22 protein-coding genes and 3 tRNA genes are annotated in these 24,514 nt (G+C 62.2%); 13 read left to right on the top strand and 12 right to left on the bottom strand.

From position 1 onward, the window contains the following. Positions 1–32: 32 nt before the first annotated feature. The 5 genes from C8J33_RS05925 to C8J33_RS05905 all read left to right on the top strand — a co-directional run bounded on the left by C8J33_RS05925 (position 33) and on the right by C8J33_RS05905 (position 3,950). Positions 33–548 carry a GNAT family N-acetyltransferase gene (locus tag C8J33_RS05925; RefSeq protein ID WP_132663435.1) on the top strand — a complete coding sequence of 172 codons (516 nt, stop codon included), beginning with the start codon at positions 33–35 and terminating at the stop codon, positions 546–548. A 119-nt stretch (positions 549–667) separates the two neighbouring features. Next, a complete protein-coding gene (gene gatB, locus C8J33_RS05920) occupies positions 668–2,170 on the top strand; it encodes an Asp-tRNA(Asn)/Glu-tRNA(Gln) amidotransferase subunit GatB (protein ID WP_132663434.1) in 1,503 nt (500 codons plus the stop codon). Between the two features lie 3 nt (positions 2,171–2,173). After that, positions 2,174–2,668, top strand: coding sequence for a GNAT family N-acetyltransferase (locus C8J33_RS05915; protein ID WP_132663433.1), 495 nt, complete (start codon positions 2,174–2,176; stop codon positions 2,666–2,668). A gap of 136 nt (positions 2,669–2,804) precedes the next feature. After that, the gene (locus C8J33_RS05910) at positions 2,805–3,200 is read left to right on the top strand and encodes an NADH:ubiquinone oxidoreductase subunit NDUFA12 (protein ID WP_132663432.1); all 396 of its coding nucleotides are present in this window, start codon (positions 2,805–2,807) and stop codon (positions 3,198–3,200) included. A gap of 378 nt (positions 3,201–3,578) precedes the next feature. Further along, positions 3,579–3,950 carry a DUF2155 domain-containing protein gene (locus C8J33_RS05905; RefSeq protein ID WP_110800054.1) on the top strand — a complete coding sequence of 124 codons (372 nt, stop codon included), beginning with the start codon at positions 3,579–3,581 and terminating at the stop codon, positions 3,948–3,950. Positions 3,951–4,097: 147 nt separating this feature from the next. Here the strand turns inward: C8J33_RS05905 and aat are convergent, their stop codons facing one another. From aat to C8J33_RS05880, 5 genes are all read right to left on the bottom strand, one after another. Next, positions 4,098–4,712, bottom strand: coding sequence for a leucyl/phenylalanyl-tRNA--protein transferase (aat, locus tag C8J33_RS05900; protein WP_132663431.1), 615 nt, complete (start codon positions 4,710–4,712; stop codon positions 4,098–4,100). 122 nt (positions 4,713–4,834) lie between these two features. After that, on the bottom strand, positions 4,835–6,178 hold the full coding sequence (accC, locus tag C8J33_RS05895) for an acetyl-CoA carboxylase biotin carboxylase subunit (RefSeq protein WP_165929792.1): 1,344 nt from the start codon (positions 6,176–6,178) through the stop codon (positions 4,835–4,837). Positions 6,179–6,188: 10 nt separating this feature from the next. Continuing rightward, entirely contained in the window at positions 6,189–6,641 is a 453-nt protein-coding gene (accB, locus tag C8J33_RS05890; RefSeq protein ID WP_132663429.1) for an acetyl-CoA carboxylase biotin carboxyl carrier protein, read from the bottom strand. Between the two features lie 18 nt (positions 6,642–6,659). Beyond that, entirely contained in the window at positions 6,660–7,103 is a 444-nt protein-coding gene (gene aroQ, locus C8J33_RS05885; RefSeq protein ID WP_132663428.1) for a type II 3-dehydroquinate dehydratase, read from the bottom strand. Between the two features lie 129 nt (positions 7,104–7,232). Next, entirely contained in the window at positions 7,233–8,000 is a 768-nt protein-coding gene (locus tag C8J33_RS05880; RefSeq protein ID WP_132663427.1) for a DsbA family protein, read from the bottom strand. A 223-nt stretch (positions 8,001–8,223) separates the two neighbouring features. Here C8J33_RS05880 and C8J33_RS05875 point away from each other — a divergent pair, with 223 nt between their 5' ends. Next, positions 8,224–9,384 (top strand): pyridoxal phosphate-dependent aminotransferase, encoded by a 1,161-nt coding sequence (locus tag C8J33_RS05875; RefSeq protein WP_132663426.1) that lies wholly within the window; start codon positions 8,224–8,226, stop codon positions 9,382–9,384. 171 nt (positions 9,385–9,555) lie between these two features. Here the strand turns inward: C8J33_RS05875 and C8J33_RS05870 are convergent, their stop codons facing one another. Further along, positions 9,556–12,738, bottom strand: coding sequence for an Rne/Rng family ribonuclease (locus tag C8J33_RS05870; protein ID WP_132663425.1), 3,183 nt, complete (start codon positions 12,736–12,738; stop codon positions 9,556–9,558). 864 nt (positions 12,739–13,602) lie between these two features. On the opposite strand from C8J33_RS05870, the gene C8J33_RS05865 reads away from it, so the two are divergent. The 3 genes from C8J33_RS05865 (at position 13,603) to prfB (ending at position 18,915) form a co-directional block, all read left to right on the top strand. Continuing rightward, the gene (locus C8J33_RS05865) at positions 13,603–14,778 is read left to right on the top strand and encodes an N-acetylmuramoyl-L-alanine amidase (RefSeq protein WP_245507136.1); all 1,176 of its coding nucleotides are present in this window, start codon (positions 13,603–13,605) and stop codon (positions 14,776–14,778) included. Positions 14,779–15,232: 454 nt separating this feature from the next. Further along, positions 15,233–17,686 (top strand): penicillin-binding protein 1A, encoded by a 2,454-nt coding sequence (locus C8J33_RS05860; protein WP_110726293.1) that lies wholly within the window; start codon positions 15,233–15,235, stop codon positions 17,684–17,686. 97 nt (positions 17,687–17,783) lie between these two features. Continuing rightward, a protein-coding gene (gene prfB / locus C8J33_RS05855) for a peptide chain release factor 2 (RefSeq protein WP_165910660.1) occupies positions 17,784–18,915 on the top strand; the annotation gives its coding sequence in 2 pieces (ribosomal slippage) (positions 17,784–17,852 and positions 17,854–18,915; 1,131 coding nt in all). A 73-nt stretch (positions 18,916–18,988) separates the two neighbouring features. Here the strand turns inward: prfB and C8J33_RS05850 are convergent. The 4 genes from C8J33_RS05850 to C8J33_RS05835 all read right to left on the bottom strand — a co-directional run bounded on the left by C8J33_RS05850 (position 18,989) and on the right by C8J33_RS05835 (position 21,863). After that, a complete protein-coding gene (locus C8J33_RS05850) occupies positions 18,989–19,486 on the bottom strand; it encodes a hypothetical protein (protein ID WP_165929738.1) in 498 nt (165 codons plus the stop codon). Between the two features lie 71 nt (positions 19,487–19,557). Then, positions 19,558–20,331 (bottom strand): NAD kinase, encoded by a 774-nt coding sequence (locus C8J33_RS05845; protein WP_132663423.1) that lies wholly within the window; start codon positions 20,329–20,331, stop codon positions 19,558–19,560. 284 nt (positions 20,332–20,615) lie between these two features. Next, on the bottom strand, positions 20,616–21,479 hold the full coding sequence (locus C8J33_RS05840; protein ID WP_165929737.1) for an SDR family oxidoreductase: 864 nt from the start codon (positions 21,477–21,479) through the stop codon (positions 20,616–20,618). Positions 21,480–21,641: 162 nt separating this feature from the next. Next, positions 21,642–21,863 carry a hypothetical protein gene (locus C8J33_RS05835; protein WP_132447106.1) on the bottom strand — a complete coding sequence of 74 codons (222 nt, stop codon included), beginning with the start codon at positions 21,861–21,863 and terminating at the stop codon, positions 21,642–21,644. Positions 21,864–22,047: 184 nt separating this feature from the next. On the opposite strand from C8J33_RS05835, the gene C8J33_RS05830 reads away from it, so the two are divergent. Then, positions 22,048–22,515 (top strand): hypothetical protein, encoded by a 468-nt coding sequence (locus C8J33_RS05830; RefSeq protein ID WP_110807599.1) that lies wholly within the window; start codon positions 22,048–22,050, stop codon positions 22,513–22,515. 204 nt (positions 22,516–22,719) lie between these two features. Here C8J33_RS05830 and C8J33_RS05825 read toward each other — a convergent pair. Beyond that, positions 22,720–22,795: transfer RNA gene (locus tag C8J33_RS05825), tRNA-Thr, on the bottom strand. Positions 22,796–22,863: 68 nt separating this feature from the next. Next, positions 22,864–23,742 carry a TrmH family RNA methyltransferase gene (locus tag C8J33_RS05820; protein WP_132447117.1) on the bottom strand — a complete coding sequence of 293 codons (879 nt, stop codon included), beginning with the start codon at positions 23,740–23,742 and terminating at the stop codon, positions 22,864–22,866. 234 nt (positions 23,743–23,976) lie between these two features. Here C8J33_RS05820 and C8J33_RS05815 point away from each other — a divergent pair. The 3 genes from C8J33_RS05815 to C8J33_RS27895 all read left to right on the top strand — a co-directional run. Next, positions 23,977–24,061: transfer RNA gene (locus C8J33_RS05815), tRNA-Tyr, on the top strand. Positions 24,062–24,086: 25 nt separating this feature from the next. After that, positions 24,087–24,160, top strand: a tRNA-Gly gene (locus C8J33_RS05810). A gap of 259 nt (positions 24,161–24,419) precedes the next feature. Beyond that, the coding region (locus C8J33_RS27895; protein ID WP_018010120.1) for a GTP-binding protein at positions 24,420–24,514 on the top strand (95 nt) is incomplete at its 3' end.

The raw sequence follows: 24,514 nt of genomic DNA, 5'->3' as shown, positions 1-24,514 counted from the left end.
GATCTTCGCACCGGTGGGGGCTTGGACACGGTATGGTTCTGGTACGCGGTGCACGCGAGGATGAAGTGCCTCGGCTGGTGAAAATCGGCCTTGCCGCCTGGGAGCAGGCGGTGGTCGGCTTTGCCGATGTGACCAAGATGCGCACCACGGCCGAATACTCCTTCGGCTCGTTCCTGCGCGAAAGCTGGCCGCGCACGCTCGTGGTGGAGACGGGCGGGGCGAGCGTCGGCTGGGCGGCGCGAGAGAATGGCGATGTCGAGGTCAGCGACCTCTGGATCATGCCGGAGCACCAGCGCCAGGGGCTGGGCAGTGCGTTGATTGAGGCACTGCGCGGCGATATGGAGGGCACCGGACTGCCGGAAATGACGGCGCGGACACATGCGGGCAACGCGCCGGCGATCGCCTTCTTCCGCCATCACGGCTTTCGGATCGCCTGGTTTTCCACCGCGTACCTTGCCCGGCTGGATCGGGATGTCGAGCAGGTGGGCCTCGCCCGGACGCTCCGCGAGGTCGAAAGCGCCGTGGACAAAAGTGTGGGGGACATATGACGCTGCCGACCGCCTGAGCCGCCGGAAACCGGTGCCGGACATTCTCGCGCGTCTTGCACCCCTCAAGCATTTGTTCTAACCCGGACCTACCCAAAAGAAGCCTGCAGGAAAAGCCTTCCATGACCCTTGTCGACGTTCGCACGCCCGATCCGAAACGCTTCATTCCCGGCGCCACCGGCGACTGGGAAGTGATCGTCGGCCTGGAGGTGCACGCGCAGGTCACGAGCAATTCGAAACTCTTTTCTGGCGCCTCCACGACCTTCGGCAATGCCGCCAACGCCAACGTCTCGCTGGTCGATGCGGCCATGCCAGGCATGTTGCCCGTCATCAACGAGGAATGTGTTCGCCAGGCGGTGCGCACCGGCCTCGGGCTCAAGGCGCAGATCAACCATCGTTCGATCTTCGACCGGAAGAACTATTTCTATCCCGACCTGCCGCAGGGCTATCAGATCTCGCAGTTCAAGGACCCGATCGTCGGTGAAGGCACGATCGTCATCTCGCTCGGCCCCGATCGTCAGGGCCATTTCGAGGATATCGAAATCGGCATCGAGCGGCTGCATCTGGAGCAGGACGCCGGCAAGTCGATGCACGACCAGCATCCGACCATGTCCTACGTCGATCTCAACCGCTCGGGCGTCGCCCTGATGGAGATCGTGTCGAAGCCCGACATGCGCTCCTCCGACGAGGCCAAGGCCTATATGACGAAGCTGCGCTCCATCGTGCGCTACCTCGGCACCTGCGACGGCAACATGGACGAAGGCTCCATGCGCGCGGACGTCAACGTCTCCGTGCGCCGCCCCGGCGGCGAGTTCGGCACCCGTTGCGAGATCAAGAACGTTAACTCGATCCGCTTCATCGGCCAAGCCATCGAATACGAGGCCCGTCGCCAGATCGCGATTCTGGAAGACGGTGGGAAGATCGATCAGGAAACGCGCCTGTTCGATCCGCACAAGGGCGAGACGCGCTCCATGCGCTCCAAGGAAGATGCGCATGACTATCGCTACTTCCCGGATCCGGACCTCCTGCCGCTCGAATTCGACGAGGCCTTCGTCGAGGCGCTGAGGGTCGATCTGCCGGAACTGCCTGATGACAAGAAGGAGCGCTTCGTGCGCGACCTCGGCCTGTCCATCTATGACGCCTCCGTGCTGGTGTCGGAAAAGGCGATCGCCGATTATTTCGAGGTCGTCTCTGCCGGCCGCGACGGCAAGGCGGCTGCCAACTGGGTTATCAACGACCTACTGGGCGCCTTGAACAAAGCCGGCAAAGGCATTGAAGAGACTCCGGTTTCCCCGGCCCAGCTCGGCGGCATCCTCGACCTCATCAAGTCCGAGGTCATCTCCGGCAAGCTCGCCAAGGAGCTGTTCGAGATCGTTTTCAACGAGGGCGGCGACCCGGCCGAGATCGTCGAGGCTCGCGGCATGAAGCAGGTGACGGACACCGGCGCCATCGAAAAGGCCGTGGACGAGATCATCGCCGCCAACCCGGATCAGGTCGAGAAGGTCAAGGCGAAGCCCCCGCTCGCCGGCTGGTTCGTCGGGCAGGTGATGAAGTCCACCGGCGGCAAGGCAAACCCGCAGGCGGTGCAGGCGCTGGTCAAGGCGAAGCTCGGGCTCGAGGATTAGCCGATGTTCTTCGTCCGCACGGCGACGGAACGTGATCTGGGCGCGATCAGTGCCCTTCTGGGCGAGACCGCGCACGCGACCTATGACGCCACTTATGGTGCCGACAAGGTCGCGGAGATGACGGCCAAGTGGCACTCTGTGGTGGCACTCAAAGCGAACCTGCAGCGCAAGGGCAGCGAGTTCGTGGTGGCCGACGACGGCAAGCGCATTGGCGGCATGGCTTATGCGTCGATGTCGCCGACCCTGCACGAGACGGCCGTCCTCCACCAGCTCTACGTGCTTCCGGCGTTCCAGCGGCAGGGGATCGCCCGCGATCTCTTCGCGGAACTCGAAACCTGCTTTCCTTATGCCGGACACATGCGGGTAGAGGTCGTCACCGACAACGCGCCCGCCATTGCGTTCTACGCGGCGCATGGTTTCACTGAGGTCGGTCCGGGCTCGGAAGCCTGGGGCATGCCGACGGTGGAGATGGAGAAGGTTCTGGACGACGCCCGCTGAGAGCGCTCTCCAAGCCGGTGCAAACACGCTGCGAGAAACGCGGCAGGCTGGACAAGACCGGTCCGGCAGGCCATAAGCAGAAGCAATCATAAGGCATCCGCGCGCGGCTTTCGTGCGCCGGTCCAAGGACGGTTCGATGAAGACTTTTCTGCAGATTTTCACCTGGTGGAACGGCTCGACGATCGGGACGCGGTTCCACACCTGGCGCTTCGGCAAGAAGGTCGGGCAGGACGAGCTCGGCAACACCTATTACGAAGGTGGCAAGGACTCCGAAGGCCGGACGCGCCGCTGGGTCATGTATAACGGCTATGTCGAGGCATCGGCGATCCCGCCGGGCTGGCACGGCTGGATGCATCACCGCACGGATGTTTCGCCGGCCGACGAGACCTATGCCGCCCGCGAATGGCAGAAGCCGCACCGCCTCAACATGACCGGCACGGCACAAGCCTACCGCCCGCCGGGCTCGCTCGCCAAGCCGGGCGAACGCCCGCGCGTCACCGGCGATTACGACGCCTGGACACCCCGCTCGTAGAGCATTGTCGGTTTCCGGCCGATGTGCCGGAGCCATCATCTCACGGCCATGATTGGCATCTACATCCGGTCGTGAGACGGCTCCATACGAAAGCTCAGCGCGTCTTTTCCATGGTGACCGGACCGTCTTCGAGCGCGGCGTATGGTAGCTGTAGATTCGATCTCCAAAGCAGGCCGGAACGACCGGTGCATATTGACCGGGCTTGCACTGGTTTGTCGGGATGTAGCGACCATATCCGGACGCCGACGTTGGCGAGGGACTGAAATGGCAGTGAACAGGAAAACCCGGAACGTGTCGATAAACCGCAAAGTCGCGATCTGCCGCAAGTCCGCTGGCCGCATTGTTCTGTCGCTCTCCACCGCAGCCGCCGCTTTTGCGATGACCACGCTTCCAACCCAGGCCGCGCGTCTGGCCAATCCCGTCGCCGTCTTCTCGGGCATCGACAAGATCACCGGCCGCATCACCACCTTCGACGTCTATATCGGCGAAACCGTCCAGTTCGGCGCACTTCAGGTCACGCCTCGCGTCTGCTACAGCCGCGACGACACGGAAGCCCAGAAGACCACCTCGTTCGTGGAAGTCGAGGAGATCACCCTTGATCGCAAGATCCGCCGCATCTTCACCGGCTGGATGTTCGCCGACAGCCCCGGGCTCAACGCTGTCGAGCACCCCGTGTATGACGTCTGGCTCCAGAGCTGCAAAGGCAAGTCCGACCTTCCGCCCCCGGACAGTGCCTCGAACAGCCAGTAAGGGGTAACTCCGCACTCGACCCTCGACTGCGCGTCGTCTGGTCGCGGTGTATGTCGATGCAATACCGATTCGTTCATCGAACGGCTGACATCTCACCAGCGTTCGTCGCTGAACCCAATCACATCATTGGAAATCGTCTGGTGTGCGTCAGAACCGCGCGTGCGGCTGGGCAATGGCTTCGGCGAGCATGCCGGCATATTCCGCCTTTGGCACGTCGATCGCGCCGAACGTCTTCAGGTGATCCGTGGTGAACTGCGTATCCAGCAGAATGAAGCCGCGGTCGCGGAGATGTTCGACAAGGTGGACGAGGCACATCTTGGAGGCATCGGTGCGGCGGGAAAACATGCTCTCGCCGAAGAAGGCGCTACCCAGCGAGACGCCGTAGAGCCCACCGACGAGGTCGTCGCCGTCCCAGGCCTCGACCGAGTGGGCATGGCCCATCATGTGTAGGGCCGTGTAGAGCCCTCGGATCGTGCTGTTGATCCAGGTGGTCGGCCGATCTGGCGCTGGCGCGGCACAGCCATCCATGACGGCTTCAAACGCGGTGTTGCGCCGAATGGTGAAGGGCGAGTGCCGGATCGTCTTGGCAAGGCTGCGGGGGACATGAAAGTCGTCGAGCGGGATAACGCCGCGCATCTCGGGCTCGACCCAGAAGATCTCAGGGTCATCGGCCGAATCGGCCATGGGGAAGAGGCCGATCGAATAGGCGCGCAGCAGCAGGTCGGGAGTGATGTCCGGTTGCTTGCGGCGGCTGCCTCTCATGCTGGGCCTCTGTTTGCTCACCCAAGGCCTCAGTGCCTGTCAAAGGCCAAGGGATCGGGCAGCGCGTCTGGGAAGCCGGAGCGCCACAACCCAAAAGGGTGAGGGAGCGCTCCGGAGATGTTTTATTCCATCGGCTGGGCGAGATAGTTTTCCAGCCAGTGAATGTCGTAGTCCCCATTCGCGATGTCCTGATTGTTGATCAGGTCCTGGAACAGCGGCAGCGTCGTCTTGATCCCGTCGATGACGAACTCGTCGAGAACCCGGCGCAGACGCATCATGCATTCGACCCGGGTACGCCCATGCACGATCAGCTTGCCGATCAGGCTGTCGTAATAGGGGGGGATCTTGTAGCCCTGATAGGCGCCCGAATCGACGCGAACGCCGAGACCGCCCGGAGCGTGGAAATGCGTGATCGTGCCGGGCGAGGGAACGAAGGTGCGCGGGTCCTCGGCATTGATCCGGCACTCGATAGCATGGCCCTGAAAGACGATCTCGTCCTGCGTGACGGAGAGGCCGGCGCCGGAGGCGACGCGGATCTGCTCGTGCACGAGATCGATACCGGTGATCGCCTCGGTGATCGGATGCTCCACCTGCAGGCGCGTGTTCATCTCGATGAAGTAGAACTCACCGTTCTCGTAGAGAAACTCGACCGTACCGGCACCGCGATATTTCAGCTTGCGCATGGCATCAGCGCAGATTTCGCCGATCTTCATCCGCTGCTCGACGTTGAGAGCCGGAGAGTTGGCCTCTTCCCAGACCTTCTGGTGGCGCCGCTGCAGCGAGCAGTCGCGCTCGCCGAGATGGATGGCATTGCCCTCGCCATCGCCGACGACCTGAATCTCGATATGGCGTGGCTTGCCGAGGTACTTTTCCATGTAGACGGCATCGTTGCCGAAAGCGGCGGCAGCTTCGGAGCGGGCTGTGGAAACGGCTTCCTCGACCTCCTCCTCATTGCGCGCAACCTTCATGCCGCGACCACCGCCGCCGGCCGTGGCCTTGATCAGCACGGGGAAGCCGATCTCGCGGGCGATCTGCAAGGCGTTTTCAGGTAGCACTTCGCCGGCCGAACCGGGCACCACGGGAATTCCCAGCGCCTTGGCCGTTTCCTTGGCGGTGATCTTGTCGCCCATGATGCGGATATGGTCGGCGGTCGGCCCGATAAAGGTGATGCCGTGCGCGTCGAGGATATCCGCGAACTTCGCATTCTCCGACAGGAAGCCGTAGCCGGGATGCACCGCGTCCGCGCCGGTGATCTCACAGGCCGCGACGATCTGGTGGATGTTCAGGTAGCTGTCGCGCGAGGGCGGCGGGCCGATACAGACGCTTTCATCCGCCAGGCGCACATGCATGGCGTCGGCGTCGGCCGTGGAGTGCACGGCAACGGTTGCGATGCCGAGTTCCTTGCAGGCGCGAAGGACACGGAGCGCGATTTCGCCGCGATTGGCGATGAGAACCTTGGAGATGATGGGCATGGGCTTACTCGATGACCACGAGCGCTTCGCCGTACTCGACCGGTGCGCCGTCTTCCACGAGGATCTCGACGACCTTGCCGGAGCGTGGCGCCGGGATCTGGTTCATCGTCTTCATGGCTTCGATGATAAGGACGGTCTGGCCCTCCTTCACCGTGGCGCCGACTTCGATGAAGGGACGCGAGCCCGGGGCGGGCGAGAGATACGCCGTGCCGACCATGGGGGCCGTCAGTGCGTTCTTCGAAATACGGGCAGCGGCATCCGGTGCGGCAGCCGCCGCGACAACTGCAGGTGCTGCGACCGGAACCGGTGCGGAGACGTATTGCGGCGTGCCGGCGCGCGAGACGCGGATACGCAGGTCTTCCTGCTCGATCTCGATCTCGGTCAGGTCGGTCTCGTTCAGGATATTGGCGAGATCGCGGATCAGTGCCTGATCGATGCCGGTCTTCTTGTCAGCCATGAGAGCCTCTTGTTTTTTTTATTTCGGTGTTTGAAGGAGAGTGTTTAGCGCATTGAGCGCCAGAATGTAACTCTGCGCGCCGAAGCCGCAGATCACGCCTTTCGCCGCTGGGGCAAGCATGGATTTGTGGCGAAATTCCTCGCGCGCGTGAACGTTCGACAGATGAAGCTCGACCACCGGGATGCCTATGGCGCGCGTCGCGTCGTGCAGGGCGACCGATGTGTGGGTATAGGCACCGGCGTTGACCGCGATGCCGACAGCGGTGTCGCTGGCTTCGTGAAACCAATCGACCAGCACACCTTCGTGGTTGGTCTGGCGGAAGTCGATCGTCAGGCCGAGCTTCTCGCCCTCCGCAACGCACATCGCCTCGATGTCGGCAAGGGTCTGGCCGCCATAGATGCCGGGCTCGCGCTTGCCCAGCATGTTGAGGTTGGGGCCGTTCAGGACGAAAATCGTTGGCATTTCGTGAGCATCCTATCGTCGTGCCGTCAGCTATAGACGTTTGGTCCGTTGAAAAAAAGCCTTTTGGACCCGCCGCATGGCTGCGAGCGCCTCGCTAAGGCCTTGTCCACAAGGCATGTCGCCTCGAGGTCAGCAGGCTGTCTTGCCGCAGGTGCGCATGTTGGCGATCTTTGCCGCCAGATCGTCGGCACCGACGGCGCCGAAGACAGCCTCGTTGCCGATGATGTAGGACGGCGTGCCGGTAACGCCAAGCGCATTGGCGAGCGTGTAGGATTCGCGAACCTCGTCGTCATGGCTCGGATCGACCATCTTGGCACGGATATCCGCTTCCTTCACGCCGAGACGTGTCGCAACGGCAATCGCCGTTTCCTCCGTCGCGCGGTCCTCACCACCCAGAAGCGCCCGGTGGAAATCGCCATATTTTTCGGGAGCGAGCTTCCGGAAGGCTGAACTGACGCGATGGGCGTCGAGCGATTCCTGTCCGAGAATCGGCAGTTCCTTCAGCACGAAGCGAACGTTCTTGTCGGCTTCGAGAATGGCTTCCATGTCGGGAAGCGCACGTTTGCAATAGCCGCAATTGTAGTCGTAGAACTCCACGACGGTCACGTCGCCTTTGGGATTTCCGAGCGACACGTCGTATTTCGAGTTGAAGATCGTGTCCTTGTTGGCGCTGATGGCCGATTCGGCGACCTGCTGCTGCGCTAGCGCCTGCTTTGCCTTCAGCGCCTCCTGCACCTCAAGCATGACCTCCGGGTTGGCGATCAGATATTCGCGGATGAAGGCGCCGAACTCGGCTTTCTGTTTGTCATCCAGCGCGAGTGCCGGGGTGATAAAGGTGCAGGTGGTGGAAACGAGCAGGAGCGATGCGGCGATCAGTCGGCGTACGGGGAAGGTCATGCGGTCCTCGCTGAGATGGCGCTGCCGACGCGGAAAGAACGCCAGCGCACGGTCTCCGTCCGATAGCACATGCAAACGCACGGTGAAAACAAAACGTCGAGAGCAGGCGCCTTGTCACAAGCGGGTCTTGTGAACCCGGCGCGCTTGGGGCAATCCATGGCGATCTGCCGGGACCTGGATGTCATCGACATCCTGATCCGCCGAGTGAAACGAGGATGCCGCGATGACCACGCTTTCCCACCGCAGCGCCGTGGAACCCTTCCATGCCATGGATGTGCTGGCGGAGGCGACACGGCGGCGCGATGCCGGCTTCCCGGTCATCTCCATGGCGGTGGGACAGCCGAGCCATCCCGCGCCGAAGGCAGCGCTTGAGGCGGCCCGCGCGGCGCTTGAACACGGGCGGCTCGGATACACCGATGCGCTCGGCACGCTTTCGCTGCGCACGGCGATATCGGATCATTACCATCGGCATTACGGCATCGCGGTCGATCCCAGACGCATCGCCGTGACGACCGGCTCGTCGGCGGGTTTCAACCTCGCCTTTCTCGCGCTGTTCGATCCGGGCGACCGGGTCGCGATCGCGCGGCCGGGCTATCCCGCCTATCGCAACATCCTCGCCGCTTTGGGGCTGAAGGTTGTTGAGGTCGATGCCGATGCCTCGAACGGTTTTACGCTGACGCCGGAAGGATTGGCGGACGCTGAGCTGCGCGAGGGCGGGCCGATCCGCGGCGTGCTGCTGGCAAGCCCCGCGAACCCGACCGGAACCGTGACGGGACGGGCGCAACTGCAGGCGCTCGCCGATTACTGCGCGGCCAAGGACATCACCTTCATCTCCGATGAGATCTATCACGGCCTGACCTTCGTCGGCGAGGAGACGACGGCACTCGCCGTGACGGATGCCGCCGTGGTCATCAATTCCTTCTCCAAATACTATTGCATGACCGGATGGCGGATCGGCTGGATGGTGCTGCCGGAGGACAAGGTGCGGGGCTTCGAGCGGATCGCGCAGAGCCTCTATATCTCGCCGCCCGAACTGTCGCAGATCGCCGCCGAGGCTGCGCTGGGCGCATCGGCCGAGCTTGAGGTCTACAAGGAAAGCTACGCCGTCAACCGCGCGCTTCTTCTCAAGCGCCTGCCGGAGCTCGGCTTCACCATCGCCTCACCGATGGACGGCGCATTCTACGCCTATGTCGATGCCAGCCGCTTCACCAATGACAGCATGGCCTTCGCCCATCGCATGCTCGCCGAAATCAACGTGGCGGCCACACCCGGCCGCGACTTCGATCCGGTCGAAGGCCATCGCGCCATGCGGTTCTCCTACGCGGGCGCGCCGGCGGATATCGAAACCGCGATCGAGCGCATGGCGGGTTGGTTGAAAACATAACGAGGTCAAAGGGTTCGGCGGACCGGCGGAATCAGATCGGGAGCCACCTGATTCAGAGCCTGAGGTTTGCGGCAAGCGCCCGAGACCGTCCTACTCGATAGAGCGCAGAACGAAAAAGGCCAGCCGGATCGCTCCGGCTGGCCTTTGTGTTCATTCAGCAAACATCAGCGCCTATAGGAAACCGCGCTTCTGCCACCAGCCGCCCTTCTTGGGCTTCGTCTCTTCGGTCGCTTCATCGGTGGATGCTGCCGAAGAGCGGACCAGCGGTTCGCTGGCGATTGTCTCGATGTTGCGGTTGTTGCGTGCCGGCTTGTCGTCCGAGGCTTCGGATGGTGCGTCGGCAGGACTTTCGTCCGCCGTCTCGACCGCCACATGGGCTTCGTCGCTTTCGCCGAGAGAAGCCGAAGCCTCTTCGGTGCGGGCCTCCTCGGAGGAGGGTGCCGTTTCGCTTACAACCGCGTCCGGTGTGGCTTCGACGGCAGCCTGAGCCGCTTCGTCCGTCGAAACTTCGCCAGTGTCTGCCACCGGCTGGGCAACGACATCCGTTACCAGATCCTGCGGCGAACGACGGCGGCGGCTCCGCTTGCGCGCAACGGGTGCTTCACCGCGATCGTCGGTTTCGGCAACCGCATCGTCGGCCAGACCGTCTGCTTCCGCAGCAATCGCCTGATCCTCGACGGCATCCTCTTCCGAGTGTCCCGCATCATCGACGGCATCGGCAAGAGATAGGGCGTCGGTGCTGGCGCCAGCGTCACCGGCATCCGCCGTTGCTGCTTCGTCCGAACCGGCTTCGATCTCGCCATCCTTGTTGCGGCGACCACCACGCTTGCCGCGACGACGGCGCTTGCGCTTCTGGCGGTCTTCGCTGCTGACACCATCGGTCTGATCCGCGGAGACGGCATCATCTGCCTCGTCCTCGTCGTCACCCTCGTCGGCGTCTTCATCCGAAGCGACGTCTGAGCCCGCTGCGTCGGCAGACGTCTCGGCTTCGCCATCACGGCCACCACGACGGCGACGACGGCGCTTGCGCTTGCGACCGTTCTGATCGTCGCCAGTCTCGCGCTCTGTGCGGTCCGCACGTTCGGCCTTTTCGGGCTTTGCTTCGACCAGCAGTTCCTCGTCGTCCTCGATCTCGTCCTCGATGACGATATCGTCGTCTTCGTCTTCGACGGGGGCTTCGAACTGGAGGATCTGCTCGATCTTGACCGGGTTCTCGACGGCTTCGCCGCGATCGATCGCAAAGTGCAGCGCGCCGACATGCGCATCCGCCTCAACGACGATGGCAACGCCAAAGCGGGCCTCGAAATCGGTGATCGTGGAGCGCTTGTAGTTGAGCAGGTAGAGCGCGATCTCCGGCGTCGCACGCACGGTGATGTCATGCGTCGTGTTCTTGAGAAGATATTCCTCGACGCCGCGCAGGACATGCAAGGCAACGGAGGACTGCGACCGCACGACACCTGTACCGGCACAATGTGCGCAGACCTGCGTGGTCGATTCGAGAACCGAGGCCCGGATACGCTGGCGCGACATTTCCAGAAGACCGAAATGCGAGATGCGGCCGACCTGAATGCGGGCGCGATCGTTCTTCAGGTGATCCTTGAGGCGTTTTTCGACCGAACGGTTGTTGCGCTTCTCTTCCATGTCGATGAAGTCGACGACGACGAGACCGGCAAGGTCGCGCAGGCGAAGCTGGCGGGCGACCTCTTCGGCGGCTTCCAGGTTCGTCTGAAGCGCTGTGTCTTCGATCGAGTGTTCGCGGGTCGAGCGGCCCGAGTTGACGTCGATGGCGACCAGCGCTTCGGTCTGGTTGATGATGATGTAGCCACCGGACTTCAGCGTCACCTGCGGCTGCAGCATGCGGTCGAGCTGCGCCTCGATGCCGGAGCGCGAGAAGATCGGATGCACGTCGCGATATGGCTGAACCACCTTGGCGTGGCTCGGCATCAGCATCTTCATGAAGGCCTTCGCTTCGCGATAGCCTTCTTCGCCGGAAACGACGATCTCACTGATATCCTTGTTGTAGAGGTCGCGGATCGACCGCTTGATCAGCGATCCCTCTTCATAGACGAGGCACGGCGCTGTGGACGCCAGCGTCAGCGTGCGAACGTTTTCCCAAAGGCGCATCAGATATTCGAAGTCGCGCTTGACCTCGACCTTGGTGCGGTTGGCACCGGCCGTGCGCAGGATGACGCCCATGCCCTGGGGAACGTCGAGCGCGCGGGCGATTTCCTTCAGGCGCTTGCGGTCCGGCAGGTTGGTGATCTTGCGGGAAATCCCGCCGCCACGCGCCGTGTTCGGCATCAGAACCGAATAGCGGCCGGCAAGCGACAGATAGGTGGTGAGTGCTGCGCCCTTGTTGCCGCGTTCTTCCTTGGCGACCTGAACGAGCAGGATCTGGCGACGCTTGATGACTTCCTGGATGCGGTACTGCTTGCGCGGGCGGCGTTCCTTCCGGTCCGGCACTTCTTCCATCGCATCTTCGGCGCCAACCGATTCGATGACTTCCTTTTCCTCGTGATGACCATCGTCATCATCGTCGTCGTGGCCGCGACGGCGGCTCGGCGCTTCGGAAATCGTGTCGGCATCGACCATGGCGGCCATTTCGCCGTTCGGGCCACGGCCTTCGTCGGTCTCGTCGGCATCCACATTGTCGGCATTTGGGCCGTCGGCCGTCGAAACGCTTTCGGCAGCAGCTTCCGCCTCAGCGGCTTCAGCGGCGATGGCCTTCTTGGAGCGGCGAGCGCGCTTTGGCTTGGCCTTGGGCGCCTCTTCGACGGCGGCCGGCTCGGCAGCGATCGTTTCGGCCGGGGCTTCGCTCTCAACGACACCTTCGACGGCATCGGCAGCAGCGCCATCGGCAATATCGGAAACGGCAAAGTCGGAAGCGGCCGTTTCAGCCGGTGCTTCTACTTCGTCCTGCGCTTCGGCTTCGGCAGGCGATGCCTCGACGGCAGCAGCGGGCGAAACCTCTTCGGCGTCGTCTGCTGCCTCGTCTTCCGAAGCATCGTCATCGGAGTCGAGGTCCGTGCCGGTCTCGACATGCTCGATGTCGTCGTCGCGACGGGCGTCTTCAGCTTCGGCGCGCAGCAGTGCCTGACGGTCGGCCAGCGGGATCTGGTAGTAGTCCGGGTGGATTTCGGCGAAGGCCAGGAAGCCGTGGCGGTTGCCGCCGTAATCGACGAACGCGGCCTGAAGCGAAGGTTCGACGCGCGTTACCTTCGCCAGGTAGATGTTTCCGCGGATCTGTTTCTTGTGTTCCGACTCGAAGTCGAATTCTTCTATGCGGTTGCCACGTACGACAACGACGCGCGTCTCCTCAGCGTGAGACGCGTCGATAAGCATTTTCTCTGCCATGTAGGTTGTGCTCCTCGGCGTGAGCGTGACAGGGCAGGAAAAGGACGTCCCGGAGGCGGTTCCCCACGCAGGTCACGGCGTTCGCCGGATAGATAAATTCCCGAAGGATACCGGTCATGGGCAAACAGCCGGACGGCAGAGGCAAGCGTTCCGTTTCCGGTGCTTTCCGCTTCTGACCGATCCTGCTGCGTCAACATGAGATACCAAACAAGGAATGCCAAAGTCATAGGCCTTGTGGCCCGATGAGTGTGCCCTTTGCAGGGCGTGGTGTCAGACACCGTATCTTCCGGCCACCGCCGGATTGTTCTCGATTCGGAATGCGATGAAAAGTGAAGCGACGGCGGATGAAACACGCTTGCTGCGAGGACATGACGGCCGGAAGCGCGTAGTCCGCTTCCCGATCATGCTCTGGCGCCAGGGTTTTGCCCCTTGGCTGCCCGGTCGTGGAATCTATCCCGTCAACACTTTTTACCTCTGCTACGTTTATGGTTTTCATGTCACAATGGCAAGAGAAAAGCCCTTGCGCCTTAATATTGATGGAATTGCTTGTCTCGTTTTGGCGCAGTGGCATTGCGCTCGTCGGTGCACGCCGAGCCGGCCGAAACCCTTCGGTAAGACTTGATTAACCTCGATGCGGCAAGGATGCGGATCGGACGAGCGGCAAGGCTGCGCGTCGGACGGCGTGTGCCGGCCAAAAGGGTTGGACCCGGCAGGCTTGGACGAGGTGTTCGCGAGGAGAGCGTTTTGCAGCGGAAGACGGGGCGGGAAACGAGCGGACAGCCGAGGGCAGGGCGAGCCTCATCGGGTCACGAACCTCGTTCGCGCTTGTCGTTCTCGCTCGCGGCACTTCTTGCAAGCGTCGTCATCGCGCTGGGAACGGCCGGTGCTCTTCAGGCGGAACCTGTCACCGGGCCGGGCCCGCTTCTGGCCTACGGCATGCGCATCGCCGGCGACGATGCCCGCACGCGCGTCGTCGTCGATTTCGACCGGAAGCCCGACATCTTCGTTCACTATGTCGATAATCCGCCCCGCGTCATCGTCGATCTTCCCGAGACCTCCTTCGGCGTGAAGCCGGAAGACGCGCAAGCGAGGGGGCTCTTCAAGGACATCCGCTTCGGCGCCATGGGCGCCAGCAGCGCCCGCATCGTCCTCACGGCGACGAAGCCTGTCGAGATCACCGTGGCCGACGTGAAGACCGACGATGGCGGCAAGAGCTTCCGCCTCGTGCTGGATGCCGAGCGCGTCGAGAAGAAACGCTTTGCTGAACTTCTGACCGAGCAGACCTGGACGGGCAGCGTCGCGCTGACCAAGGCGCCGCGGGTCGATGAGCCGGCGCCCGCCTCCAGCGACTTCGTCATTGCGGTCGATGCCGGCCATGGCGGCATCGATACCGGCGCGATCGGCGTCGATACCAAGATGGAAGAGAAAGCCGTCACGCTGGCTTTCGCGAGGGAATTGGCGGAAACGCTGAACCGCGAGCCCGGCATCAAGGCCGTGCTGACGCGCGACGACGACGAATTCCTATCACTCTCCGAGCGTGTGCTCATTGCCCGGCAGAAGCAGGCGAAGCTGTTCATCTCGCTGCATGCCGACACGCTGAAGCAGCACGATATCCGGGGCGCCACCGTCTACACGATCTCGGACAAGGCCTCCGACCATCTGGCGGCAAGCCTTGCGGAACGCGAAAACCTGTCGGATCAGCTCGCCGGGATACCGCTGGCCGATGAGCCGGCCGAGGTCGCCGACATCCTGATCGACCTGACGCGGCGTGAGACGCAGGCCTTCTCGGTCAATCTGGCCCGCTCCATCATCACGTCCTTCGAAGGGCAGATCAACCTGATCAACAATCCGCATCGCTTCGCCGGCTTTCAGGTGCTGCGGGCAGCGGACGTGCCTTCCATCCTGCTCGAACTCGGCTTCATGTCCAACAAGGAGGACGAGAAGCTGCTGGTCGATCCGGTCTGGCGCAAGAAGGTTTCCGAGCGCATCGCCGCCGCCGTCCGGCGCTACCGGGGCGGTGCCATGGCCGACGGTGGTTAATCGCTGACGACAGCCGCCGCCGTCCGGACGCGGATGCTCTACCGGAAGTAGCCTTAAAATTAAGGATGACTTACATTATTTCGTGTCGCCCGGGCCACAGGCGCGGTGGCATCCGCACGCCGAACGGGCTAAACTGGATCAAGAGCCCTATTTTCCTCACATTCCCGTCGCTATCCCTCAAGCCGAAATCGACGGTCCGGGAATCGCCGGACGGGTATCAATTGCTCGGCTGGCGGAGGCCAATAGACCGGAACGGGCGGCATCGACGCGATGTCGACCCGGATTGGGTGTTCAGCTGCCTTTTGTCCGCAGGGATGCGGGGCGAGCTTGAGTTCTGCGGCGACGACATCGCAGCCCATAGGGCGCGACGCTGCGGGTGACGACATGCGGAAAGATGCGGCGGGATCGCTGCCTTTCATTTGATAGCGACGACGAAGGGACCGGTAGCCAACCGATGATCAGACTGATTGGATACTTCTTCGGCGCCGGCGCCTTTCTCGTCCTCATCGCAGCGGCGGCAGCGGCACTCTATCTCGGCAACCTCAACAAGGACCTGCCGGACTACGAGGTGCTGGCCAGCTATGCGCCCCCCGTCACCACACGCGTCCACGCCGGCAATGGCGAACTCATGGCCGAGTACGCCCGCGAGCGCCGCCTTTACCTGCCGATCCAGGCCATCCCCGACCGCGTGAAAGCGGCCTTCATCTCGGCGGAAGACAAGAACTTCTACCAGCATCCCGGCGTCGACCTCATGGGTCTCGGCCGTGCGATCCTCGTCAACGTCCAGAATATGGGCTCCGGCCGTCGCCCTGTGGGCGCCTCGACCATCACGCAGCAGGTCGCCAAGAACTTCCTTCTCTCCGCCGACCAGACCATCGACCGCAAGATCAAGGAAGCGATCCTCTCTTTCCGCATCGAACAGGCCTATTCGAAGGACCGCATTCTCGAACTGTACCTCAACGAGATCTTTTTCGGCCTGAACTCCTATGGCATCGCCGGCGCGGCTCTGACCTATTTCGACAAGTCGGTGACCGAACTGACCATTGCCGAAACGGCCTATCTCGCAGCCCTGCCGAAGGGCCCTTCTAACTACCATCCCTTCCGTCATGAAGCCGCGGCGCTTGAGCGCCGCAACTGGGTCATCGACCGGATGGTCGAGAACGGTTACGTCACGCGGGCGGACGGCGATGAGGCAAAGACCCAGCCGCTTGGCGTCTCCGTGCGCCGTGGTGGCTCGCACCTCTTTGCGTCCGACTATTTCGCCGAGGAAGTCCGCCGCCAGATCATCCAGCGCTATGGAGACAATGCGCTGTATGAAGGCGGTCTCTCGGTTCGCACCTCGCTCGATCCGAAGATCCAGGTGGAGGCCCGCAAGGCCCTGCAGGATGGCCTCGTCAATTATGACGAGCGCCGGGGTTTCCATGGTCCGCTGAAGAGCATCGAGATCGGCGGCGATTGGGGCGTGGCCCTCGGCAAACTCGACGCGCTCTCCGACGTGCCCGAGTGGAAGCTCGCCGTTGTTCTTGCGGTGGATGAAAAGGGCGCCGAGATCGGCATTCAGCCGTCCAAGGATGGCGCCGGCAAGGTCGGTCCCGACCGCGTCACCGGCCATATCTCGGCAAAGAACATGCAGTGGGCGTATCGCTCGTCCGAGGGCAATCGCCGCACGGCGCGCTCGCCGGAAGGCGTGGTCGGCCCGGGCGACGTCGTCTATGTCGAGGCGCTGGAGACGGATGGCGAATATCGCCTGCGCCAGCCACCGAAGGTTCAGGGCGGTCTCGTCGCCATGGACCCGCAGACCGGCCGCGTGCTCGCCATGGTCGGCGGCTTCTCCTATGGTCAATCCGAGTTCAACCGCGCGACGCAGGCCATGCGCCAGCCGGGTTCGTCCTTCAAGCCCTTCGTCTATGCGGCCGCGCTCGACACCGGTTATACGCCGGCATCCGTCATTCTCGATGCGCCGTTCGAACTGGCCCAGAACGGCCAGGTCTGGCGTCCCGAAAACTATGGCGGCGGCTCGGCGGGCCCGTCCACCTTGCGTCTCGGCATCGAAAAGTCGCGCAACCTGATGACGGTGCGTCTTGCCAACGATCTCGGCATGCCAATCGTCGCCGAATATGCCGAGCGCTTCGGCATCTACGACAAGATGCTTCCCGTCCTCGCCATGTCGCTCGGCTCCGGTGAAACCACCGTCATGCGTATGGTCTCGGCCTATTCGGTCCTCGCCAATGGCGGCAAGCAGATCAAGCCGTCTCTCATCGACCGCATTCAGGACCGCTACGGCAAGACCATCTTCCGCCACGAAGAGCGGACATGCGAAACCTGCAACGCCCCCGATTGGCAGGAGCAGGACGAACCGACATTGACCGACAATCGCGAGCAGGTGCTCGACCCGATGACGGCCTATCAGATCACATCCATGATGGAAGGCGTCATTCAGCGGGGAACCGCGGCCGGCAAGGTCACGCTCGATCGTCCGGTGGCCGGCAAGACCGGCACGACCAACGACGAGAAGGATGCCTGGTTCGTCGGATATACGCCTGACCTCGTGGCCGGCCTCTATCTCGGCTTCGACAATCCGGCACCGCTCGGGCGCGGCGGCACCGGCGGCAGCCTTGCAGCCCCGGTCTTCAACGAGTTCATGCAGGCGGCTCTGGCCGGAACCCGCCCCACCAAGTTCATCCCGCCCGAAGGCATGAGCCTCGTGCCCGTCAACCGGAAGACCGGCATGGCGGCAGCCGAAGGCGATCCGGATACGATCATCGAGGCGTTCAAGCCGGGCACCGGCCCTGCTGCCACCTTCTCGGTCATCGGCGGCGCCGATGCCTACGTGCCGCCGGAAGAGATCCTGCGCACCTCGCCGCAGGCCAACCAGGCGGTCACCTCGGGCTCCAACGGCCTGTTCTAGCCAACACCGGATCGCGATGCGCCCGCTGCCTTTACATCGGCGGCGGGCGTCGCTATTTCACGGGCACGTTATCCGGCACGATCAAGAAAAAGAGACAATGCGCAACGAAATCGAGAATATCGTCGACGAGATCAAGCAGGCCGTAAGCCTGCTGAGGAGGCATCTTTGACTGGGATCAGGCGGTAAGACGACTGGACTGGCTGAACAACAAGGCGGAAGATCCGACCCTGTGGAACGATGCCGCGGAAGCACAGAAGCTGATGCGCGAGCGCCAGGGCCTGGACGAAGGCATCAACAGCGTGCGCGCCTTCGAGCAGCAACTGAAGGACTGCATCGAACTCATCGAACTCGGCGAGGAAGAGGGTGATGCCGACATCATCCGCGATGCCGAGGACACGCTGAAGGGCCTGCGGACCGAAGCGGCCCGCCGTCAGGTGGAGGCCATGCTGTCCGGCGAGGCCGACAGCAACGACACCTATCTCGAAGTCCACTCCGGCGCTGGCGGCACCGAGAGCCAGGACTGGGCGAACATGCTTCTGCGCATGTACACGCGCTGGGCGGAGCGTCAGGGCTACAAGGTCGAACTCATGGAAATCCATGACGGAGAAGAAGCCGGCATCAAGTCCGCCACGCTTCTCGTCAAGGGTCACAACGCCTATGGCTGGATGAAGACCGAGTCGGGCGTTCACCGCCTCGTGCGTATCTCGCCCTATGACAGCAATGCCCGCCGTCACACCTCGTTCTCCTCCGTCTGGGTGTACCCGGTGGTGGATGATTCGATCCAGATCGATATCAATGAGAGCGACTGCCGCATCGACACCTACCGGTCGTCGGGCGCCGGTGGACAGCACGTCAACACGACCGACTCGGCCGTCCGCATCACCCACATGCCCTCGGGCATCGTGGTCCAGTGCCAGCAGGAGCGCTCGCAGCACAAGAACAAGGCCAAGGCCTGGGACATGCTGCGCGCCCGTCTGTACGAGTCGGAACTGAAGAAGCGCGAGGAAGCTGCCAATGCGGAAGCGGCCTCCAAGACGGAGATCGGCTGGGGCCACCAGATCCGTTCCTACGTCCTTCAGCCCTATCAGCTGGTAAAGGACCTTCGGACCGGCGTCGAAAGCACGGCTCCCTCGGACGTGCTCGATGGCGAGCTGAACGACTTCATGGAAGCGGCGCTCGCACACCGTGTGAACGGTGGTGCCGACGCGGCAGTCGACGATCTGAACTGATACCGGTGGCCGCGTGAAAGCGCGGCCGCTCTTTTCTTGGCGGACTGCGACACGCTGTCTGCTTTGCTGTGGACTAGTTCGATTCGCGCTCGATGCGGATGTCACCGAGTTCATCGATCAGCACTGTCCAGGTCTCGATATCGCTCGCCGCGGGGTTCGTGCGCAGATATACGGTCGCAAACAGTCCCGGCTGCTGTGTCACGCCGTCGGATGTCTCCGGCCGGATGTCGGTCACGAACGCCTTCATTTTCGAAAACTCGTCCAGTTCGGCCGACGACACGATCTTCGGTCCGGCCGGGTCGAGTGCGATCTGTTGCAGCACGATATGGGCTGTACCGTCAGGCTGGCGGAGGGCGATCAGCTTGTAATAGCCCTTCTGCGCCGTGCTTGCAGGTGCAGACCGTGCCTTGCCCTGCGGATCGAGAACAGCAGACGGATCACCGCTGTCCTCCCAGAACCCGGAGCTCGTCACGAAGGTGACGTTCGCCGGCAGCACGTCGTCCGCCCGAACGGCCACCGGACAGAAAGCCGCCGTCCCGGCGAGCATGGCAATCCAAACTATACGCATCATCAGACGACCTCGTCCCGCAGGCGATTCCACTCGGTTGCGTAAGCCTGCCATAAAATTCATCTCGAATCGAATCAGTTGGAAAATTGCTCCGCGAGGATACGATCGGACCACGAATAATCCGGGTCAGACAGAATCCGCGCCGTCATCTCCTCGGATTCGGCAATGCGCACGGAAACGACGGATTTCACTTCGACATGGTCGGCCACCGCATTGACCGGCCGCTTGTCCGTCTCGAGAATCTCGATTTCCACCGTGACCTTGTTGGGCAACAGGGCGCCACGCCAGCGGCGCGGCCGGAAGGGACTGACCGGTGTCAGCGCGAGAAGCGGCGCTTCGAGCGGCAGGATGGGGCCGTGGGCGGAGAGATTGTAGGCGGTCGATCCGGCGGGAGTGGAGAGGAGAATGCCATCGCAGATCAGCTCTTCCAGCCGCACGCGCCCATCGACCGTGATCTTCAGCTTGGCAGCCTGATAGGACTGCCGGAAGAGGTAGACCTCGTTGATCGCGAGCGCACTGAAGGTCTGCCCCTCGCTGTCGCGCGTCTGCATCTCCAGCGGCCGGAAGGCGTTCTCCACGGCATTTTCCAGCCGTTCGCGCAGGTTCTCGGTACTGTAGCGATTCATCAGGAAACCCACCGAGCCGCGGTTCATACCGTAGACCAGCTTGCCGGAGTTCATCGTCTTGTGAAGCGTCTGCAGCATGAACCCGTCACCACCAAGGGCGACGATGACGTCGGCCGCTTCCGGATCGGCATTGCCGTAGATGGCCGTTAGTTCCGCAGCCGCTTTCTGCGCTTCTTCCGTCTGGGATGGAGCAAAGGCGATCGTCTCGAAGGTGCGGAGCATGATGTGCCTTGCCATTGCCTGGACAAGCCGCCAAGGGCGACCGGGGCCGACGCCGGCCGAGGGCCATCATGCATAAAATCCCACAGTATGAAAGGGATAGCGAAAAGAAAGGACGTCATATGGGAAGGGATTCGGAAGGATCTCACGGACGGCTTCAGTCTCCACCTATGCGCAAAAACAGAAACACCGTACGCTTTCTGAGCGTACGGTGTTGACGCGAGGGTCCGAAGACAATGCGACGAACCCGGTCGCATCGTCAGGGAAAGCCGGCGTGACGGGGCTGCCTATATCATGATCTCGCCGCCGGTGACCGGGATCACGGCACCGGTCATGTAGCTGCCGAGATCCGATGCGAGCAACACATAGGCTCCCGCGAGTTCTGCCGGCTGTCCCGCGCGGCCGAGCAGCGTCTGCTTGCCGAACTCTGCCGCCTTCTCCGCCGGCATGGTCGAGGGAATGAGGGGCGTCCAGATCGGCCCGGGCGCAACGGCGTTCACGCGAATGCCTTTCTCTGCCAGCATCTCGGCGAGGCCCGCCGTGAAATTGGAGATCGCGCCCTTGGTGGACGCATAGGCCAGAAGCTGCGGCGAGGGCTGCCTCGACTGGATCGACGTTGTATTGACGATCGCGCTGCCCGGCTTCATGTGCGGTGCGGCAGCCTTCGAAAGGAAGAACGACGCGTAGATATTGGTCCGGAAGGTGGTGTCCCATTCCTCCGCGGTGATGTCGGAAATGTCCGCATAGGTCCGCTGAAAGGCGGCATTGTTCACGAGGATATCAATGCGGCCGAGGTCGCCAACGGTTTTCTCGACCAGCGAGATGCAGTGATCTTCCGACTGGATGTCGCCGCGCATCACGATGCATTTGCGGCCAGCTTCACGAACCCACTTCGCTGTTTCCTCCGCATCCTCATCCTCGTTCAGATACGAAATGACGATATCGGCACCTTCCCGAGCATAGGCGATGGCCACGGCCCGCCCGATGCCCGAATCGCCACCGGTGATCAGGGCCACTTTGCCTTCGAGGAGATTATTGCCTTTGTAGGTCTTCTCCCCGTGATCCGGCAAAGGATCCATCAGTCGCGTCAGCCCGGGAGGGGCCTGCTGCTGTTCGGGATGGGGCGGCGTCGGTCTTCTGGCGTCGGACATGGGTGTCTCCTTTAAGCGTTCCGACGCTAACGAGAACATCCCCACAACGTTCCAGGCAATGTGACCTGCCAACGTGAGGCACAACACGTCGGGCAAGCGCTACGCTGCTGTCCCTCAAAGCGAGACTATGCCAGCGCCAACGCGAACCGAAAGACGACATAACTAATTGCTGCGGTTGCCACTAAGGCGGTGGCGATCAACGAGGCATTCTTCATGCCGTGCTTCCTCGCCGCAAATTGAGACCGTATTTTGTCTGGCGCGATGCCAGCTGTCGCGTTCCCGCTGAATGCCATCGGCGACCATCTTCGTCGGGTCCGTCTCGCCCCGCGTCATGTGCTCGGCAACGATGGTCCACGCCATCCGCCAGATATCGTCTGAAGCCACAGGTCTCTCCCATTGTCGGCAGAGCCTTACCTGTCCATGCTGAAGCGAAGCTTGTGTGTAGGCGCAGGCACGTGGGTATGACGGCGGGTCGAGTGAGAGCATCTATGATTTTGCAGGGAGTGCGTTACCTTGAACATCCATGCCGCGAAGTTTCCTGCGGCACACGCTGAAAGATGGAGAAGGCATGTTCCTGCGCACAGTGGATTGGCCGAAAGCCGTTGCCATGGTCGGTGATATCGCGAAAGGAACGGCATCCGTCACGCTTCGCACTTATTCGCGAAAGGACCCGAAGGCCAGCGGCGCGATCGACACCTATGGCTGGAGCTTCCAGCAGGTTCAGGCTTACGGCCAGTCCGAGACAAGATCGACCCGGCTCGTCGTGGCGGATCAGCTCAGCCGCGCCTTGCTCGGTGTTGCAACGCCGGACGATACGTTCTTCGCATATGAGGTGGATGGCGGAGTGGACTACGAGGCCGACGCCAAGTGCCTGGTAAAGGAGTTCAATGACATCGCCGCCACAGTGGTTTCCGTCACCGTCGGTGCTGTCTCCATCTCATGGTTTCTCGTCGTCCTGCATCAAAACAGCGACATCATCCACTGGAAGATGCGCTATCATGAACGGGATCAGCGGCCGGATATTTCGGGATCGTGAGCCGTCTGCCGGTCGAAAATACTTTGCGACATACGCTATAGACCAAGCGCTATTTCGTGTGGCGGATAAGCCCCGTTCAATGGGAGCTGTTTCAATCGGAATCTCCGTTCCGATGACGGCCATTGGAATGCAAGGGCGCGCAGACGGCCCAGGTTAGCGCACGAGCGCCAGGCATCTTTTTCTTAAAAGAAAATAATAGATTGATGGTGCCCCCACCAGGACTCGAACCCGGGACCCCCTGATTACAAATCAGGTGCTCTACCAACTGAGCTATAAGGGCAGCTGCGGAGGAATTAGCAGATTCCTCCGGCGTGTAAAGTGGGAAATGTTTGCCGGTGCCGTGCTTGCCTACCGTTTCAGGTGGGCGCGCGCGGCGTAGAGGGCGATGGCGGCGGCGTTGGAGACGTTGAGGGATTTGATGGCGCCGGGCATGTCGAGGCGGGCGAGGGCCGAGACGGTGTCGCGCGTCTTCTGGCGCAACCCTTTTCCTTCGGCGCCGAGAACGAGCGCGACGCGGTCGCCGACGAAGGTGCTTTCCAGCGGTGCCGGACCTTCCGAATCAAGACCGATCGAGTGGAAGCCAAGGCCGTGCAGCTCTTCGAGCGCCTCCGCAAGATTGGTGATCTGGATGTAGGGGATCAGCTCCATGGCGCCGGAGGCGGATTTTGCCATGACGCCCGATTCGGTTGGGCTGTGGCGCATGGTGGTGATGACGGCACCTGCATCGAACGCCACGGCCGACCGCAGCACGGCGCCGACATTGTGCGGATCGGTGATCTGATCGAGGACGAGGATCAGCGGGCTGTCCTTCAGTGCGGAAAGCCGGCGCACGGGCAGGGGCTTCGTTTCCAGCATGACGCCCTGGTGGATGGCGTCGGGGCCGAGGATCTTGTCGAGATCCTGCGGCGAGACGATTTCCACCGGGAAGGGCAGGGACTCGGTATTCTTGATCTCCAGGCGCACGAGCGCGTTCAGGGTCGCCGAGAGGCTGACGATCTTGCGTTCGGGATTGGCCAGCGCTGCCCTGACGGTATGGATACCATAAAGCTGGACCTGATCCGGCGCAAGCGGTGGCGCCTGCCACTCTCCCTTGCCGCCTTTTCCCCGGCGATCTTCGGGCGGCGTCGGAATTTCTCCGCGCTCGCGCTTCTGATCGCGATGCGCCCGGCGCAGCGTTGCATAATGGGTGTCTTTGGCGCTCTTGTCGCCGGAAGGATCTTTGCTCATGCCGAATGTATATCGGGCAAGGGCTGGCAGGGAAACCATTTTCCCGCAGCTCACCCGACCTATCGGCAGCACGCTTCGGGTATCGGCTGTGGAAGATTTCCAACTTTTGAAAAAACTGGTGACGTCGTGTTGACAGGAGGAAACGAGGCGGTCATATACCCGGCGCAGATCAAGGGGCGGCACAAACAGCCGCTTCCGAAGATCGCACTGGTCGCTTGATCCCGACAGAATACTGGAGGGATGCCCGAGTGGTTAAAGGGGACGGACTGTAAATCCGTTGGCTCAGCCTACGTTGGTTCAAATCCAACTCCCTCCACCATTCTGTCGCACGGATCAAGACCCCCGCGGGTATAGCTCAATGGTAGAGCAGCAGCCTTCCAAGCTGAATACGCGGGTTCGATTCCCGCTACCCGCTCCAATAAGTCCATTATTTTTCCTTGCGCGTGCGCGCTATATCGCGCCCTCCCGCGCGGCTCCCCTCCATTGTATTCGACCGGTGCACATCCCACATGCGGGACTGACGGTTGGCGGTTCCCGATGGGGGATCTTCCGGCCATTTCCATAGGCGCAAATAGGCCTTGCGCAATTCTTTCGAAACCCTTAAACGCCTCCCCAAACCGGCCGGCGGCATACTGGCCTGCCGGGCCGTATCTCATTGATCACAGGAAAACATACCCATGGCAAAGAGCAAGTTTGAACGCAACAAGCCGCACGTGAACATCGGAACGATCGGTCACGTCGACCATGGCAAGACGTCGCTGACGGCAGCGAT

It is taken from the genome of Rhizobium sp. PP-CC-3G-465, from assembly GCF_004343445.1.
GTDB lineage: Bacteria > Pseudomonadota > Alphaproteobacteria > Rhizobiales > Rhizobiaceae > Ferranicluibacter > Ferranicluibacter rubi.
This window is presented reverse-complemented; position numbering and strand designations above follow the sequence as displayed.